Genomic DNA, 14,539 nt, shown 5'->3' with positions numbered 1-14,539 from the left:
AATGGAGATAGTGAAAGCAGATCTAACTCAGCGCGAATATTTATTAAAATATGGTAGCTGAACAGGGGGTGAATAGCTTCCGATTTCGAAAAGGTTTACGGGGTGGGCGTTGCACTATCCCATGATGAAAATTCTCGTTACGGTCAAAGAGGTGGCGACCGTCGAAGACGAGTTCGAAATCGAGGGAACCGAAATCGCGGGCAAGTACCTCGGTGCCGACTTGAACGAGTGGGACGACTACGCGATCGAAGAGGCCGTCCAGCTCCAAGAAGACGGAATCGCCGACGAGGTCGTCGCGGTCACCATCGGCCCGGAAGACTGTGAACAGACCATCCGGCAGGCACTCGCGAAAGGTGCCGATCGTGCCGTCCGCGTCTGGGACGACGCTCTCGAGGGCGTCGACTTACTCGACGTCAACGCCAAGACCGAAATCCTGAGCGCCGTCATCGAGGCCGAAGAGCCTGACCTCGTACTGTCCGGCGTCCAGGCTGGCGACGACAGCTTCGGCGCGACCGGCGTCTCGGTCGCCGAACAGCTCGGCTTCCAGTGGGGTGCCGTCGTCAATCACTTAGAACACGATCTCGAGGACGGCGTCGCGTCGGTCCGACGCGAACTCGAGGGTGGCGTCGAAGAGCTGACCGACATCGAGCTTCCGGCAGTACTGACGATCCAGACCGGGATCAACGAGCCCCGGTATGCGAGCCTGCGGGGCATTCGGCAGGCCCAGCGCAAGGAACTCGACGTCCAGACGCTCGCCGACATCGGCGTCGACGAAAGCACGATCGAAACCGAACTCGAACTGACGGACATGTACGAGCCCGAAAGCGAAAGCGACGTGACGACCTGGGAGGGCAGTGCTGAGGAGACGGCCGGGGAGCTCGGTGAACTGCTCCGCGAGAAGGGGGTGGCACAATGAGCGACATCCTCGCAGTCGCGGACCACCGACGCGGTGACCTCCGCGATGTCAGCTACGAGCTCATCACCGCCGGCCGCGAACTCGCCGACGAAACCGGTGGCGACCTCCATCTGGCTGTCATCAGCGGCACCGTCGACGACTTCGCCGACAAGCTCAACCGCGACGGCGTCGACGCGATCCACACCGTCGACCACGGCGAAGAGTTCAACCACGATGTCTACGCGCAGGCGGTCACGCAACTCTACGACGAGCTCGCCCCGCAGTATGTCCTGACACCCAACAGCGTCAACGGACTCGATTACGCGCCCGCCATCGCAAACGAGCTCGATCTGCCGGTCGTCACCGACACCGTCGATCTCGAGGCCGACGGCGAGACGCTCATCGCCACCCGCGAGATGTACGGCGGCAAGGTCGAGACGACAACCGAACTCGAGGGCGACGCCGTCGTGACGATCCGCGGTGCCGAGTGGCCCGCCGCCGAGGGCACCGGCGACGCCGCGATCGAAGCTTTCGACGCCGACATCGACGAGGATGCGATCGGCTCGACTGTCACCGGCTTCGAGGAAGTCGGCGGCGGCGACGTCGACATCAGCGAGGCCGATCTGCTGGTCTCGGTCGGCCGCGGGATCGAAGAAGAGGAGAACCTCGAGATGATCCGCGAACTGGCTGACGCACTCGACGCGACGCTGTCTTCCTCGCGTCCGATCGTCGACAACGGCTGGCTGCCCAAGAACCGCCAGGTCGGCCAGTCCGGGAAGGTCGTCACGCCCGACGTTTACATCGCAATCGGTATCTCCGGGGCGGTTCAGCACGTCGCCGGCATGAAAGGCTCCGATACGATCGTCGCGATCAACACCGACCCCAACGCGCCGATCATGGACATTGCCGACTACGCGATCGTCGACGACCTCTTCGACGTCGTCCCCGAACTCATCGAGGAGTTCCAGTAACTGTACCGCGAACGAGCATCGCGAGTGAGCGGCTTTTTGATCCAGATTTTTTCGCGAGTGGTCGCGAACCCGTGAGCGACCCGAGCGAAAAAAGGTGGTCGCACGTCGTCCCCGAACTCATCGACGAATTCCAGTAGCCGAACCGCGAACGAGCAGCGCGAGTGAGCGGTCGTCCTCGTGAACGGAGTGAACAAGGGCTCGGCAGAGCTGCGCCCTTCCGGTGTTTTTCGTCGGTATCTTTCGCAGGAGTCACTAATCGTGCAAAAATTTCGTTTCGGATCCGTCAGCTACTTTTCTACCCACTCCTAAGCGCGGTTGATGGAACTGCTGGAGCGCCGACGGGCACTGATCGAAAAGCGCCTCGTCGAGGTGGTCGAAGGGGTCGAGCCCGAGACGCTCTCCAACGAAGTTCGCCATATCGCGCTCTCCGGGGGAAAGCGCGTCCGGCCAATGGTGACGCTGTTGGCCTGCGAAACGGTGGGTGGACGGGCAGAGGATGCCGTCGAGTTCGGCGTCGGTATCGAACTCGTCCATACGGCGTCGCTTGTCATCGACGACATCATCGATCGCTCCGAACTGCGCCGCGGGACGACCAGCACCTGGGCCGAGTTCGGTCACGGCCCGGCGATTATCACCAGCGACGGCTTACTGGGCGAGGCGTTCGCGCTCTTTTCACCCGATCCAGACGCGACGCGCGTCGTCGCCGAGGCGATGGTCGAACTCGGTATCGGCGAGGCGACCGAACTGGCAGCCAAGCCAGCCAACGAAGACGAGTACATGACGCTCGCGCGTCGGAAGACCGGCGCGCTATTCCGAGCTGCAGCGGAGCTCGGGGCGATCGCTGCCGACTCCGACCCCGTCACCGTCGATGCGCTCGGCGAGTACGCAGAACGGGTCGGCGTTGCCTTCCAGATCAGAGACGACGTGTTAGACGCCGTCGCCGATCCCGAGGCCCTCGGCAAACCGACCGGCCACGACGCTGCTCTCGAGCGGCCGTCGGTCGTTCAAGTGACTGATCTCACGCCGGACGAGGCCAACGCCGCCGCCCGGCGGGAAGCCGACCGCGCGATCGACGCCTTGGATCGCGTCGAGGTCGCTGATTCCGACGCCCGACAGTATCTCCTCGAACTCGCGGAGTTCGTCGTTCAGCGTGAACGGTAACACAACTCGTTAGACCCGCTCAGCCTGTTGTGTTCCCTCCTCGCGCTCCGTGTCGGACAGTCGTGATTCCGCGACAGCAAACGTAAGTGTACTTATAATTCCTAATACCGTCCCTGCGGTCAGCGCCACCGCGAGATACGTCATCTCGACAGTACCGAGGAAGAACGCGCTCACTGCATGAAGGACGACCGCGATCGAGAGCACGTAGAAGGGCGCGTTGAGATACCGCCACTCGAGCGAGCCGGCGATGTACTCGTCGGTGATCTGACCGAGGCTTGTCGTCAGCCCGGCAGCAGCAAACCAGTGGATCGAGCCGTAGACGAGCGCAGCGAGCATGACGGGTGCCTCGAGTTCGCCACCGGACGACGACCGAACGGCCTCGAGGCTGTCGTGTCCGCTGACGCCCCCGAGAACGAACAGGGCAGCGGCGACGACGTACGCAAACAGGGTCGTTCGGCCGGCGTACAGCGATCGGCGCGCTCGTTCGACGGCCGTGTCGAGCACGTCCCCGAGGCCGAGGCCGCGCGAGATGAGATAGAGCCCGAGCAACGTCGATGTCGTTCCCAGTACGAGCCCGGGGAGGTTCAGGACGGCTCCGACTAGCGCGAGCGGGTAGATCAACAGGAGAATGCCAAGCGGGATGAGGACTGTCCCGCGCGTCTCGGGGTCGTCTAACACCTGTTTGATCGTGTAGTACATCGACTCCAAGTTCTGAGCCTGCCGAACGACGACCCGCCGGACGCCGTCGATAGGGACCCGCGAGCGGATGATCGGGATGACGGATTCGTCCTGTGCACCGTCGGTGATCACGAGCGCAGTGACGTCCTCGCCAGTCGAGAGGCTCGCGAGGACGGTATCGACCTCGTCACCGACCTCGCGGTTGGCGCTAACGTCGCCCTGATCGTTGCCGGTGACGACGGCGACCTCAACGCTCTCGTCGCGCTCGGCGAGATCGTCGTAGATATGCAATCCCTGGAAGATGACGTTGACGTCCGAGTCCTCCGGATCCGCGGTCGCGAGGGCGACGGCCGCCTCCTCGACTGGGTCGCGACCGATGACCGGCGTCGAAAAGCCGGTCTTGCGGCCGAGATCGTCGTCGAGGTCGACACAGAGGACCAGCAGCATCGGCTCATAGTTGCACACCGCGCTATTTCCGTCTTCTGGGACGGACCATCCCAGTCCGTGTCCGATAGGCGTCGGATCGCATCGAGACACTCGAACGGGTCGACCCACGAGACGGATCAACGGGGCACAGCGACGGCGTGGATTCGTACCCCTTTTGAGGCTCGGACGGGTACGTTGGTTCGAATGATCTCGAAGGGCTGTGAGCAGTGCGCGAAAGGGGGGAAGATGGTGCTGTTCGTCTACGGCTACTGCGACCAGCGCGACTGCTTTTACTGCCCGCTTGGCGAGAATCGCAAAAACGTCACCGACGTCTACGCCAACGAACGGCTCGTCGAAAGCGACGATGACGTCCTCACCGAAGCCCACCGAATGGACGCACTCGGCACATCGATCACTGGCGGCGAACCCCAGGAGGCGCTGGGGCGGACCTGTCACTACCTCGAGCTCCTGAAAGACGAGTTCGGCGAGGACCACCACACCCACCTCTATACTGGCATTACGGGCGGTCGCGAGAACATGCGACGGCTCTCGGAGGCCGGCCTCGACGAGATTCGCTTCCACCCGCCCTACGAACAGTGGGGTGACCTCCATGGCACCGAATGGGAGGAAATCCTCTATATCGCTCGCGAAGAAGGGCTCACGCCCGCCTTCGAGATTCCCGGCATCCGCGCCGAGGAGGAGTTCCTCGAATTCCTCGATGAGGGCGCAGCGGAGTTCTGTAACGTCAACGAGTTCGAGATGAGCGACGGGAACTACCGTCGGATGCAGGAACAGGGGTACGAGCTCAAGGAGGACCACATGAGTGCTGTCGACGGCGACCGCGAGGACATCCTCGAGGTCATGGGCGACCACGACCGAGTCTACTTCTGTACCTCCGTTTTCAAGGACGCAGCCCAGCACCGCCGCCGCCTGAAACGCATGGCCCGCAACGTCCGCCGCGAGTTCGACGACATCACCGACGACGGTACGCTTGTCTACGGGAAGACCTATGCCGACCCTGAACGCTTCGAGGCACTTGGCGTCCCCGAAGAGTTCTACACAGTCAAGACGAACCACGTCGAGGTCGCCTGGTGGCTCTTAGAGGAGATGATCGAAGAAGGGGATCTCGAGGACGGTGAGATCGTCGAGCAGTATCCGACCTACGACGGACAGGTCGTCGAGCGAACGCCGTTAGCGTAGGAACCACGAGCGGTTTTTGGGAAGGCAGCACAATCCAAGCGATCTTTTGCACAGTATAATGTTCGTCCCGCAGCGTACAACGTCCGAAAATAGCCGTTTTGAGTCGTTTCTAATCCATTCGCAGTCGGTCGAGTGGCGACCACTTATCGAGGGGGTAGTAATGACGCTGTCCCGGAAGACGTGACTACGATGCACTTCCGAAACGCCGCAGTTGTCGCCGTTGCACTGCTTGTGGCTCTCTCCGGGTGTAGTTCCCTCGGGGGTATCCCAGCCGGTGAACCGGCAAACGAGACCGATACGAAGTCAGTGACCGAACCAGCCACAAACGGATCCGCCGATGCGAACACCACTTCGACTGCCGAACCGAACGGAACCGAGGACGACACGAGCACGGATCGTGGCGATGATACCGCCGATGCAGCGTGGTATCCGCCCGAAGAACCGAATCGGCCGCTGGAAGACAAACGCGAGGACCGGATCGAGTCCGTCACGTTCGTCGACAAAGTGCCCGCAGAAAGCGGTGACGGATACTCGAATTTCAATCTCGAAGTCGTTGCCAATACCAGTATGGAGAACGTCGATCCGCCGGAACACGGCGACGTGGAGGGCGAACCGTACTTCTTCGTCAAAATCAACGAAGACGAGCAGAAGATCATCGAGCGCACAGATGAAGTCCGAATGACGGAAAACGGCACGTTCACGATCGACGTTCGGCCAGCCGGGATCGAAGAATTCGGCGCTGGCCCCCTGACCGTCGAAGTCTTCCTGATGGACGAAGACAAAGACTGGGACGACATCTACGCCTCGGTTGGCACGGAGATTCAGTACACACCGGAGACGAGCGCCGACGGCTCGAATTCGACCGCCACCGATTCGGAATCGACTGAGAGCTAAGTATCGGCCCCGGATGGTGACGATCCGGTCGATCAGTCGAAATTGGTCAGATCGACGCCGGGCAACGTGATGAGATTCTCCCGTCCGATGCGGAGTTTCTCGATTTCGCCGTCGTCATCCATCTTCGACAGCAACTGCGAGACCTTGGCGTTCGACCAGCCGGTCTCCGAGACGATCGACGCCTGTTTCATCCGGCCGCCGTTTTGTTTGAGCAGGCGGAGGACGCGCTCCTCGTCGCTCAACAGCTCAGGGTCGACATCCTGATGGGTGGATTCCTCGAACTCGAGACTGGTTCCGCGACCACGGTCAGTATCGCTCTCTCCTGCGACGGCACCGCCAGCTGACTCCGAGCCGGCTAGAGAGTCCCCAGATCCGGATACGGACTCGGACCTGCTGGCGGTCTCCGTCGCTGGAGCAGCGTGCTCGTCGGTATCGCGGTCGCCGAATCCGAGCCGTTCGTGCAACGGCAGTCGATCGATCGGGATCGGAAGCTCGGTCTTGCCGTCACGTTTCGCCAACAGGTAGCCACCGGTTCCGATGGTAGCGATGAGCACGAGGATACCCCCGATCAGCCAGCCAGACATCGACGACGGAAGGGTTCCAGTCCGAACGAACACGATCTCGAGTTCGTCGGCGGTAAACTCGTAGGGACCATCCCAGGTGAGCGATGTCGGCGTCTCGAGGGCGTATTGAGGTGGTGTTTCAACGACGAGACGCTGTCCTTCGGTCAGTCCCATCCACGTTCCATCATCCGTCTGAAACGCATCACCGAAGTGGAGTCGATCACCGTCGACGGTCGCAAAGTTGGTCCAGGTAAACGAATAGGAGATCACCCCGATCCGGGCGTTCTCGGTGGTGGACTCCGATTCATCGCTGCCGTCACCGTCGGCCGGTGACTCGATGATGCGCGGTTCGTCCCACTGGGCATCTTTGATCGACATCTCGCGACCGGTTTCCTGTTGAGCGATCTGACGGAAGCGTTCGAACTGCTCGGGTGAGAGACCAACAGTTCGCTCGCCGGCCGTGACCTGCTCGGCGTACGCTCGAAACGAATCAGCTTCGCTCTCGTTCGTCAGGAGAAACCGACTTTCGATTGTCCATCGAACGTCCCCATTATCGCGAACGGTGAGCCGAATGACCTGCTTTGGCGTCGCTTCCGGAGTCGAACTAGTCGACTGCACTGCAGTGGGAACCGATACCGACTGATCGACTGACAACGCGTGAGAATCACTCGAAAGCGGGGACGCGACGTGGTCCAGTGATGGACGGGACCGATCGGGACCTGCAGCCGTCTGTTCGGGCGCGGGGGAAGCGGCTGCACCCGGTATAGCGACCACCGTCCCGAGGAAAGACGCCACCAGGAGGGCTGAGAGGGCAACTGTGATGGCGGTGGATACCCGCATGCGTATCAACGGGTGGTTTCCCGGGGGAAAAAACACTTTCCATCGAAAAATAAAGCGTTACCAGCGGAAGTGAAGCGTCTCGAGGACGGAGACCCCTTCTAATTCAGTTTTAACACGTGATTAGCAGCAGTTCATTTCTCATCCACGTGGGTCAATAGCAGTGCGACCAGTTTTTGTATCAGGAGAGGTTACGATTCGATGATGAACCGCTCGATTCCGCCCCTCCTCGCATTACTTCTCGTCTCATCCCTGACTGCCGTCCCAGGGATGGCGACATCCGGATCTTCAGCAGGCGCACCCGCAACGATGTCGGTTCAGCATGAGGTAGCGGCTATCGACCCGGCCGACTCTGGACTCCAGCCAGTGTCGAATACGACGAACCGGCTCTCACTCGAGGGAGCAGCCAGAAGCGAGTACGCCGAGTACGGCCCTGACCTTGGTGTAGCGCTCGCGAGCACGGACGACGAGCTTCGGATCGATCACACCCAGTATGTCACGCTCGATCGGCAGTTCAACGATGCAACCACCGCAGAGCGGCGTGCAGTACTCCAAACCACATACGACCGGCTGAAAGACCGCTCGAATACCCTCAGGGAACGCGAAAAACAGGCGGTGAGAGCACACGCTGCTGGGGACCTCTCGAGTAGACAATTGCTGAAAACGTTGCTCCGAAATTATCAGGAGGCAGCGGCCCTCTCCGAAGCGTTCGATACACTCGAAGAGCGTTCGGATCGTGTTTCTGGGAGTTCACTATCGGTCGCAGACCAGCAAGACAAACTCAAGATGCATCGCACCCAAATCCGCGGCCAGCTCTGGTCGAGCGCGTATGGAAACGGAGCAATCGAGTATATCTCCGTCGAGACATCCGAGAGCGGATACGTTCTCGAGACCCTCGACGAGGACTACCTCCGCGAAGCGACTCGATTCGACAACCGGGATACATCGACGTCGACCCAGTTCGCCAATCTCCCGGAGGCATACGGGCACAGCGATGACCTCTATCCCTGGGCGTACGATACGGGGCAGTCACCGTCGGTTAGCGAATACACGACGGCGCAGCTGTACCAGATCGACATCTCCCACGAGCAAGGCCAGCTCAAAGCGTACCTTGATGGCGGAACAGGAGACATTCATCGTGAGCTACAGACACTGGTCCCAGAGATATTGCCACCGGTTCGGCAGCAAGAGTGGCAGAAAGACGGGCTCGAAATCGTCGTCAACAAGACGGCCGCAAACGGCCCACGGAAAGTGACGGTAACCAACCGAGAGACCGACGAGCCAGTTACAGCAACGATCACGATCAGCGGCTTCGACGTCGGCGAGACGAACGCGGATGGCAGCCTCTGGTATGTCCCACCCAGTGGCGGATACGAACTCACGGTAGAGCGGCCGACGGGGTCCAACGTCACCGTCCCCGTTTCGAATAGCTAGTGGTGTCGACCAGCGTCTGGTCGACGGGCAAGCGGACCTTTATACGGTAATGCGCGGCCAGACGGTCGTGATGGCGAACGAAGAGCCCAGCACGATCGCCGAGAGCAGGTCGCGCGGTATCAGCCAAAGTCTTGGTGTCATCCTGCTGTTAGCGCTGACCGTCTGTCTGGCATCGATCGTCGCCGTTGGTGCTGGTGCGTGGGCGCTCGAGCCAGCCGGCCCAACCGCGACGTTCGAGCTCTCGGCTGACGGCGACCGCGCCGCGATCGTGATCGAACACCGCGCAGGAGATGACATCGACGTCGAGGCGCTGTCGGTGACGATCGCAATCAACGGGACGGAGTTGACCACACAACCGCCGGTTCCGTTCGTCGGCGCGCGCGGGTTCGATGGTGCGCCCGACGGCCCGTTCAATGCGAAAAGCGATTCGACGTGGACAGCAGGAGAACGCGCCGGCGTTTCGATCGCGGGGACGAACAGGCCGACGCTTACAACAGGTGATTCGGTCACCGTCACACTCGCCGTCGACGATCGACAGGTAGCGACGCTCGAGACGACGGCGAGCTAAGCGCCGCTATTCCGGCGCGCGGCCGATCGTCGTGATCGCGACGTCAGGATCGTACGACGGGCCCATAAAGGCGTGTTTCACGTCCTCGAAGCCGGCGGTCTTGAACATCTGATCGGCCTCGTACTCGTCGTAAAAGAGCATGATCGAGTCGGCCAACAGCTGGCTGACGACGTTGTCGGGATAGTTCGGACCGACGACGAGCACCTGTCCGCCGGGTTTGAGGACACGACGGAACTCTCTGAGTGCGAGGATCGGATTCGGCCAGTATTCGATCGAACCCGACGACCAGACGACATCGAACGTGTCGGTCGCAAACGGGAGTCGTTCGGCGTCACCCCGATGGAAGTGAACTGGCGGTGCGTGTTTGCCGAACTTCTCGTAGGCCTGTTCGAGCTGGTGTTCGCTCTGGTCGAGCGCGTAGACCTCGTCGACGTGCTCGAGCAGCCCTTCGGTCGCGAAGCCGGTCCCACAGCCGACGTCGAGGACGGTCATCTCCTCCTCGATATCGAGCAGGGAGAGGGCATCGTCGCGCATCTCCTCGGTCCAGATGAAGGGGTTCACCTGATCGTAGACCCGCGAGAGGTACTTATAAAACAGTCGGGCACGGGCCTTGTTCTCGAGAAGTCCCATTAGTAATCGATTTCGATCCGATCGACATATGTCTGCTGTTCTCGGCGCTATGAGATGCGACTAATAGGTGATTACCAGATATTCGAGAACGACAGCCACTGAGTCACTTTCGCAACTACCATATACACGCTCTGGCAAACGTCTGATTGCTTAGAGTATGCCGAGGCCAGAGGTTCTCGAACGAATTAAGTCGGCCGAAGACGAGGCCGACGAGATCGTCGCACTGGCAGAAAACGACCGCGACGAGCGAATAGCCGAGGCCCGGAAACGTGCCGAGGAAATTCGCACAGAAGCGGAACAGGAGGCGCAGGAGCTCAAGGAGCGCCGCCTGGAGGAGGCTCGCGAAGAGATCGATGCAGAATGCGAGCAGGTCCTCGAAGAAGGCGAACAGGAGCGCGCGGCACTCGCCGAGCGCGCCCGAAACCGGGTCGACGAAGTGACCGACCACGTCGTCGAACTGTTCCAGGAGGACGTCCATGCTCAGACCTGAACGGATGAGCAAGGTCTCGGTGACCGGTTCCCGGGGCGTTATGCCCACGGTCATCGAGACGATCCACGGACTGAACCTGGTGCATCTCTCGGACTACGACGGCTCATGGGAGGGGTTCGACAACGGCAATCCCATCGCCGGTGCCGATCAGGCATCCGAGAAGCTGGTGACCGTCCGCGCCCTCCAGAGCACCCTGGACGTGTCGGCCGACGACGCCGAACCAGGGAGCATCGACGAGGGCTGGGAAGCGCGACTCGAGGAGATCCGCACGCGGGTCAACGAACTCGACGATCGCCGCGGCGAGGTCACCAACGAACTGCGGCAGGTCGACGAAAAGATCGACCGCGTCGCGCCCTTTGCCGAACTGGGTATCGACCTCGACTTGCTGTCGGGGTACGAATCGGTCGACGTCGTCGTCGTTGAAGGCAACGTCGACGCAATCGACGAAGCCGTCGGCGCGTCCGACGAGGTTCGGGCCTTCGAGACGTTTACCGGTGGTGACGTCGTGGCGGTCGTCGCCGCACCCACCGAAGACGCCGGTGAGACTCCGATCGACGACGCGCTCGTCGGCGTCGACGTCACCCGCCACGAGGTGCCCGAGACCGAACAGAGCCCCGAGGCGTACGTCGCCGACCTCGAGGACGAAAAGCAGTCCCTCGAGACCCGACGTGACGAGATCGACACGGAGCTCGAGGAGATCAAGCAGGCGGAAGCCGACTTCCTCCTGCGCGTCGAAGAACACCTCACGATGGAGGTTCAGCAGGCGGAAGCGCCGCTACAGTTCGCGACGACCGATCGCGCGTTCGTCGCGGAAGGCTGGATCCCGACCGGCGACTACGACCGACTCGTCGCTGCGTTGACCGACGCAGTCGGCGACAGCGTCGAAATCGAAGAACTCGAGCGGGCTGATTACGACCGCCACGGCGCACACGCCCACACTGAAACGGATCTGGAGGGCACGCAGCCGGCGGCCGACGAAGACGAATCGCCCGCCGAAGCGGACGACCAGCAGCAGAAGGCAGTTACCGACGGCGGATCGGCGGTCACGATGGGCGACGAGCCGCCGACGGTACAGGACAATCCGGGTCCGGCAAAGCCGTTCGAAGTGCTGGTGCAGGCAGTCAGCATGCCGAAATACAGCGAGTTCGATCCGACGATCTTCCTGTTCCTGACATTCCCGTTGTTCTTCGGGTTCATGATCGGTGACGCCGGCTACGGCATCATCTACATGGCCATCGGGGGCTACATGGTAACGCAGGTCGACAACGACGCGATCTCCAGTCTCGGCGGTGTCGCCGTTTGGGCTGGTCTGTTCACGACCATCTTCGGGTTCGTGTACGGCGAAATCTTCGGCCTGCACGTCCTGGGCGCAGTCGTCTGGAGCAACGTCGAACTGCTCCCGCTGAACAAGGGACTCGAGCCGGCAGCCGCCGACTTCGCGCTTGGCTGGATGGTCATTAGCGTGCTGGCCGGGATTTTCCACCTCAACATTGGATACATCCTGGACTTCTTCGAGAACCTTAGCCACGGCTTCAAGGATGCCCTGTTCCACAGCGGATCGTGGATCCTGATGATCAACGGCATCTGGATCTGGATCTTCTCGACACAGGGCCAAGCCACGAAGCCGGACTTCCTGTTCGAGACGTTCGCAAGCGGCGGACCGTTCCCGATTGGCTTCACTGGGTTCTCCGGACTGGGACTGTTCACCGTCCCAGGACTCGGGTTCGAGCTGACAGCACCGCTGCTCATGTTCCTGATCGGCCTCGTGATGCTGATCGTCAGCGAACCCGTCGAGGCCGTCGAAGCGCTCGACGTCGTCGTGAACGTCATCTCGTACACCCGGATGGGCGCAGTGTTGCTCGCGAAGGCCGGCATGGCGTTCGTGGTCAACCTGCTGTTCTTCGGCGCGTATGAAGACCCCAACGGCGAGTTCCACTTCCTTCGAACGCACGAGCCGAGCTACGTCGCCGAACACTACGGCGAGGGTGCCGAGGTCGTCTTCAACGGCCTCATGCACTCGGGCACCGCAGCCCTGCTCGGCGGACTTGTGATTCTCGTACTCGGGCACGTTGTCGTGCTAGCACTTGGCGTGACAAGCGCCGGCTTACAGGCCGTTCGTCTCGAGTACGTCGAATTCTTTAACAAGTTTTATGAAGGCGGTGGGGAGAACTACGAACCGTTCGGAACCGATCGAAACCACATTGAGGACTACTAACAATGAGTGAACTTGACATCGCACTGCAGGCGGCACAGGCGGCCGGACCAACCCTCGAGAACACAGGCGCAGCGGCAGTTGCTGTCGGTCTCGCGGCGCTCGCAGCAGGTTACGCAGAGCGCGGTATCGGCGCAGCGGCAGTCGGCGCGATCGCTGAAGACGACGACATGTTCGTCCCAGGCCTGATCATGACCGTCCTCCCAGAGACGCTCGTGATCCTCGCCCTGGTCACCGTCTTCATCGTCTAAAAGCCAACCCCCTTCTTCACCAATGAGTTTGGACACAGTCGTCAAAGACATTCGAGAAGAGGCCAACGCGCGTGCGGAGAACATCCGCGCTGAGGGCGAAACGCGCGCCGAGGAGATCGAGTCGGCCGCTGAGGCAGACGCCGAGGAGATCCTCGCCGACGCGGAAGCGGAAGTTGAGCGCGAGATCGATCAACTCCGCGAACAGCGTCTCTCCAGTGCGAAGCTGGAGGCGAAACAGAAGCGCCTGGAGGCGCGCCGTGACGTCCTCGGTGAGGTCAACGACGCAGTCGAGGACGAACTCGCTGCCATCGAGGGCGACACTCGCGAGGAGCTGACCCGCGAGCTGCTCGAGGCCGCAAGCGACGAGTTCGACGAGGACGACGACGTCAGCGTCTACGGTCGTAGCGACGATCAGGCGCTACTCGAGTCGATCGTCGACGAGTACGACGGCTACGAGTACGCCGGTGACGTCGACTGTCTCGGCGGCGTCGTCGTCGAGAGCGAGCAGTCCCGTGTCCGAGTCAACAACACGTTCGACTCGGTTCTCGAGGACGTGTGGGAAGACAACCTTCAGGAGATCAGCAACCGACTCTTCGAGCAATGAGCGCAGGTGCCTCAAATCCGGAATACGTGAACGCTCGCGTCCGGTCACGCCGAGCCTCGCTGTTCTCGGACGAAGACTACCGCAAGCTGATCCGGATGGGGCCGAGCGAGATCGCGCGGTTCATGGAGGAGACCGAGTACGAACGCGAGATCAACGAGCTCGGAACGCGCTTTTCGGGCGTCGACCTGATCGAGTACGCGCTCAACCGCAACCTCGCAAAGCACTTCGAGGATATGATCGACTGGTCGCAGGGGAAACTCTACGACCTCATCGCTCGGTACCTCCGGAAGTTCGACGTCTGGAACCTGAAGACGATCTTCCGTGGGATCTACACCGACAGCGATCCCGAGGAGATCCGCACGGACCTCATCCGCGCCGGCGAACTCGACGACCGGACGATCGATCGCCTCCTCGAGTCCGACACGATCGAGGACGCGATCGAAGTGCTCTACGGCACGATGTACTACGAGGCGCTGACCGAAGCATTCGAGGAATACGAAGAGACGGGCGCGCTCGTCCCACTCGAGAACGCCTTAGACCGAGAGTTCTACGAGAACTTGCTCGAAGACCTCTCCCGCGGAGCGGGCAACGAGCCACAGGAAGGCCCCGTCGCGAACTATATCGAGTTCCTGCAGGCCGAGATCGACTTCCGGAACGCCCGGAACGCGTTTCGGCTTGCCCGCAGCGGTGCCGACCCTGTCTCTTATACACATCTCTGATGGCGC

14 protein-coding genes and 1 pseudogene are annotated in these 14,539 nt (G+C 61.3%); 12 read left to right on the top strand and 3 right to left on the bottom strand.

Going from position 1 to position 14,539, the window contains the following annotated elements:
- The first annotated feature begins 124 nt into the window (after positions 1 to 124).
- From C476_RS05700 to C476_RS05690, 3 genes are all read left to right on the top strand, one after another.
- On the top strand, positions 125 to 916 hold the full coding sequence (locus tag C476_RS05700) for an electron transfer flavoprotein subunit beta/FixA family protein (protein ID WP_008010770.1): 792 nt from the start codon (positions 125 to 127) through the stop codon (positions 914 to 916).
- Positions 913 to 1,866 (top strand): electron transfer flavoprotein subunit alpha/FixB family protein, encoded by a 954-nt coding sequence (locus tag C476_RS05695; RefSeq protein WP_008010767.1) that lies wholly within the window; start codon positions 913 to 915, stop codon positions 1,864 to 1,866. The genes C476_RS05700 and C476_RS05695 overlap by 4 nt, the downstream gene beginning before the upstream one ends.
- A gap of 318 nt (positions 1,867 to 2,184) precedes the next feature.
- Complete coding sequence (locus tag C476_RS05690; RefSeq protein ID WP_008010766.1) at positions 2,185 to 3,027, top strand: polyprenyl synthetase family protein; 843 nt, start codon at positions 2,185 to 2,187, stop codon at positions 3,025 to 3,027.
- Positions 3,028 to 3,036: 9 nt separating this feature from the next.
- Here the strand turns inward: C476_RS05690 and C476_RS05685 are convergent, their stop codons facing one another.
- Positions 3,037 to 4,152, bottom strand: coding sequence for a DUF373 family protein (locus tag C476_RS05685; RefSeq protein WP_008010764.1), 1,116 nt, complete (start codon positions 4,150 to 4,152; stop codon positions 3,037 to 3,039).
- Between the two features lie 183 nt (positions 4,153 to 4,335).
- On the opposite strand from C476_RS05685, the gene C476_RS05680 reads away from it, so the two are divergent.
- Complete coding sequence (locus tag C476_RS05680) at positions 4,336 to 5,331, top strand: radical SAM protein (RefSeq protein WP_008010762.1); 996 nt, start codon at positions 4,336 to 4,338, stop codon at positions 5,329 to 5,331.
- 189 nt (positions 5,332 to 5,520) lie between these two features.
- Positions 5,521 to 6,225, top strand: coding sequence for a hypothetical protein (locus C476_RS05675; RefSeq protein ID WP_008010761.1), 705 nt, complete (start codon positions 5,521 to 5,523; stop codon positions 6,223 to 6,225).
- A gap of 32 nt (positions 6,226 to 6,257) precedes the next feature.
- On the opposite strand, the gene C476_RS05670 is transcribed toward C476_RS05675, so the two are convergent.
- Positions 6,258 to 7,406, bottom strand: a complete 1,149-nt coding sequence (locus tag C476_RS05670) for a helix-turn-helix transcriptional regulator (protein ID WP_008010759.1) — start codon at positions 7,404 to 7,406, stop codon at positions 6,258 to 6,260.
- Positions 7,407 to 7,826: 420 nt separating this feature from the next.
- On the opposite strand from C476_RS05670, the gene C476_RS05665 reads away from it, so the two are divergent.
- Positions 7,827 to 9,059, top strand: a complete 1,233-nt coding sequence (locus tag C476_RS05665; protein ID WP_241430477.1) for a DUF7096 domain-containing protein — start codon at positions 7,827 to 7,829, stop codon at positions 9,057 to 9,059.
- 70 nt (positions 9,060 to 9,129) lie between these two features.
- Positions 9,130 to 9,627 carry a type IV pilin gene (locus C476_RS05660; protein ID WP_049911622.1) on the top strand — a complete coding sequence of 166 codons (498 nt, stop codon included), beginning with the start codon at positions 9,130 to 9,132 and terminating at the stop codon, positions 9,625 to 9,627.
- Positions 9,628 to 9,633: 6 nt separating this feature from the next.
- Here C476_RS05660 and C476_RS05655 read toward each other — a convergent pair whose 3' ends face one another.
- Positions 9,634 to 10,257 carry a methyltransferase domain-containing protein gene (locus C476_RS05655; RefSeq protein WP_008010752.1) on the bottom strand — a complete coding sequence of 208 codons (624 nt, stop codon included), beginning with the start codon at positions 10,255 to 10,257 and terminating at the stop codon, positions 9,634 to 9,636.
- Between the two features lie 157 nt (positions 10,258 to 10,414).
- Between C476_RS05655 and ahaH the strand changes: the two genes are divergently transcribed.
- From ahaH to ahaC, 5 genes and pseudogenes are all read left to right on the top strand, one after another.
- Positions 10,415 to 10,747: an ATP synthase archaeal subunit H gene (ahaH, locus tag C476_RS05650; RefSeq protein WP_008010750.1), complete on the top strand. Its 333-nt coding sequence runs from the start codon at positions 10,415 to 10,417 to the stop codon at positions 10,745 to 10,747.
- Entirely contained in the window at positions 10,734 to 12,962 is a 2,229-nt protein-coding gene (locus C476_RS05645; protein ID WP_049911619.1) for a V-type ATP synthase subunit I, read from the top strand. Before ahaH ends, C476_RS05645 begins: the two co-directional genes overlap by 14 nt.
- A gap of 2 nt (positions 12,963 to 12,964) precedes the next feature.
- Positions 12,965 to 13,210: a hypothetical protein gene (locus tag C476_RS05640; protein WP_008010747.1), complete on the top strand. Its 246-nt coding sequence runs from the start codon at positions 12,965 to 12,967 to the stop codon at positions 13,208 to 13,210.
- A gap of 22 nt (positions 13,211 to 13,232) precedes the next feature.
- The gene (locus C476_RS05635) at positions 13,233 to 13,814 is read left to right on the top strand and encodes a V-type ATP synthase subunit E (protein ID WP_008010744.1); all 582 of its coding nucleotides are present in this window, start codon (positions 13,233 to 13,235) and stop codon (positions 13,812 to 13,814) included.
- Positions 13,811 to 14,521, top strand: a pseudogene (gene ahaC / locus C476_RS05630) (ATP synthase A1 subunit C); the annotation flags it as partial. The gene C476_RS05635 and the pseudogene ahaC, both read left to right, overlap by 4 nt.
- Positions 14,522 to 14,539 lie beyond the last annotated feature (18 nt).

The organism is Natrinema limicola JCM 13563 (assembly GCF_000337475.1).
Classification (GTDB): domain Archaea; phylum Halobacteriota; class Halobacteria; order Halobacteriales; family Natrialbaceae; genus Natrinema; species Natrinema limicola.
Note: the sequence above shows the minus strand (reverse complement) of the source record. Positions and strands in the feature narration are given on the sequence as shown.

Coding starts and splice junctions, on each gene's coding strand:
- C476_RS05700 (WP_008010770.1), top strand. CDS start 125: ATGAAAATTCTCGTTACGGTCAAAGAGGTGGCGACCGTCGAAGACGAG.
- C476_RS05695 (WP_008010767.1), top strand. CDS start 913: ATGAGCGACATCCTCGCAGTCGCGGACCACCGACGCGGTGACCTCCGC.
- C476_RS05690 (WP_008010766.1), top strand. CDS start 2,185: ATGGAACTGCTGGAGCGCCGACGGGCACTGATCGAAAAGCGCCTCGTC.
- C476_RS05685 (WP_008010764.1), bottom strand. CDS start 4,152: ATGCTGCTGGTCCTCTGTGTCGACCTCGACGACGATCTCGGCCGCAAG.
- C476_RS05680 (WP_008010762.1), top strand. CDS start 4,336: ATGATCTCGAAGGGCTGTGAGCAGTGCGCGAAAGGGGGGAAGATGGTG.
- C476_RS05675 (WP_008010761.1), top strand. CDS start 5,521: ATGCACTTCCGAAACGCCGCAGTTGTCGCCGTTGCACTGCTTGTGGCT.
- C476_RS05665 (WP_241430477.1), top strand. CDS start 7,827: ATGATGAACCGCTCGATTCCGCCCCTCCTCGCATTACTTCTCGTCTCA.
- C476_RS05660 (WP_049911622.1), top strand. CDS start 9,130: ATGGCGAACGAAGAGCCCAGCACGATCGCCGAGAGCAGGTCGCGCGGT.
- C476_RS05655 (WP_008010752.1), bottom strand. CDS start 10,257: ATGGGACTTCTCGAGAACAAGGCCCGTGCCCGACTGTTTTATAAGTAC.
- ahaH (WP_008010750.1), top strand. CDS start 10,415: ATGCCGAGGCCAGAGGTTCTCGAACGAATTAAGTCGGCCGAAGACGAG.
- C476_RS05645 (WP_049911619.1), top strand. CDS start 10,734: ATGCTCAGACCTGAACGGATGAGCAAGGTCTCGGTGACCGGTTCCCGG.
- C476_RS05640 (WP_008010747.1), top strand. CDS start 12,965: ATGAGTGAACTTGACATCGCACTGCAGGCGGCACAGGCGGCCGGACCA.
- C476_RS05635 (WP_008010744.1), top strand. CDS start 13,233: ATGAGTTTGGACACAGTCGTCAAAGACATTCGAGAAGAGGCCAACGCG.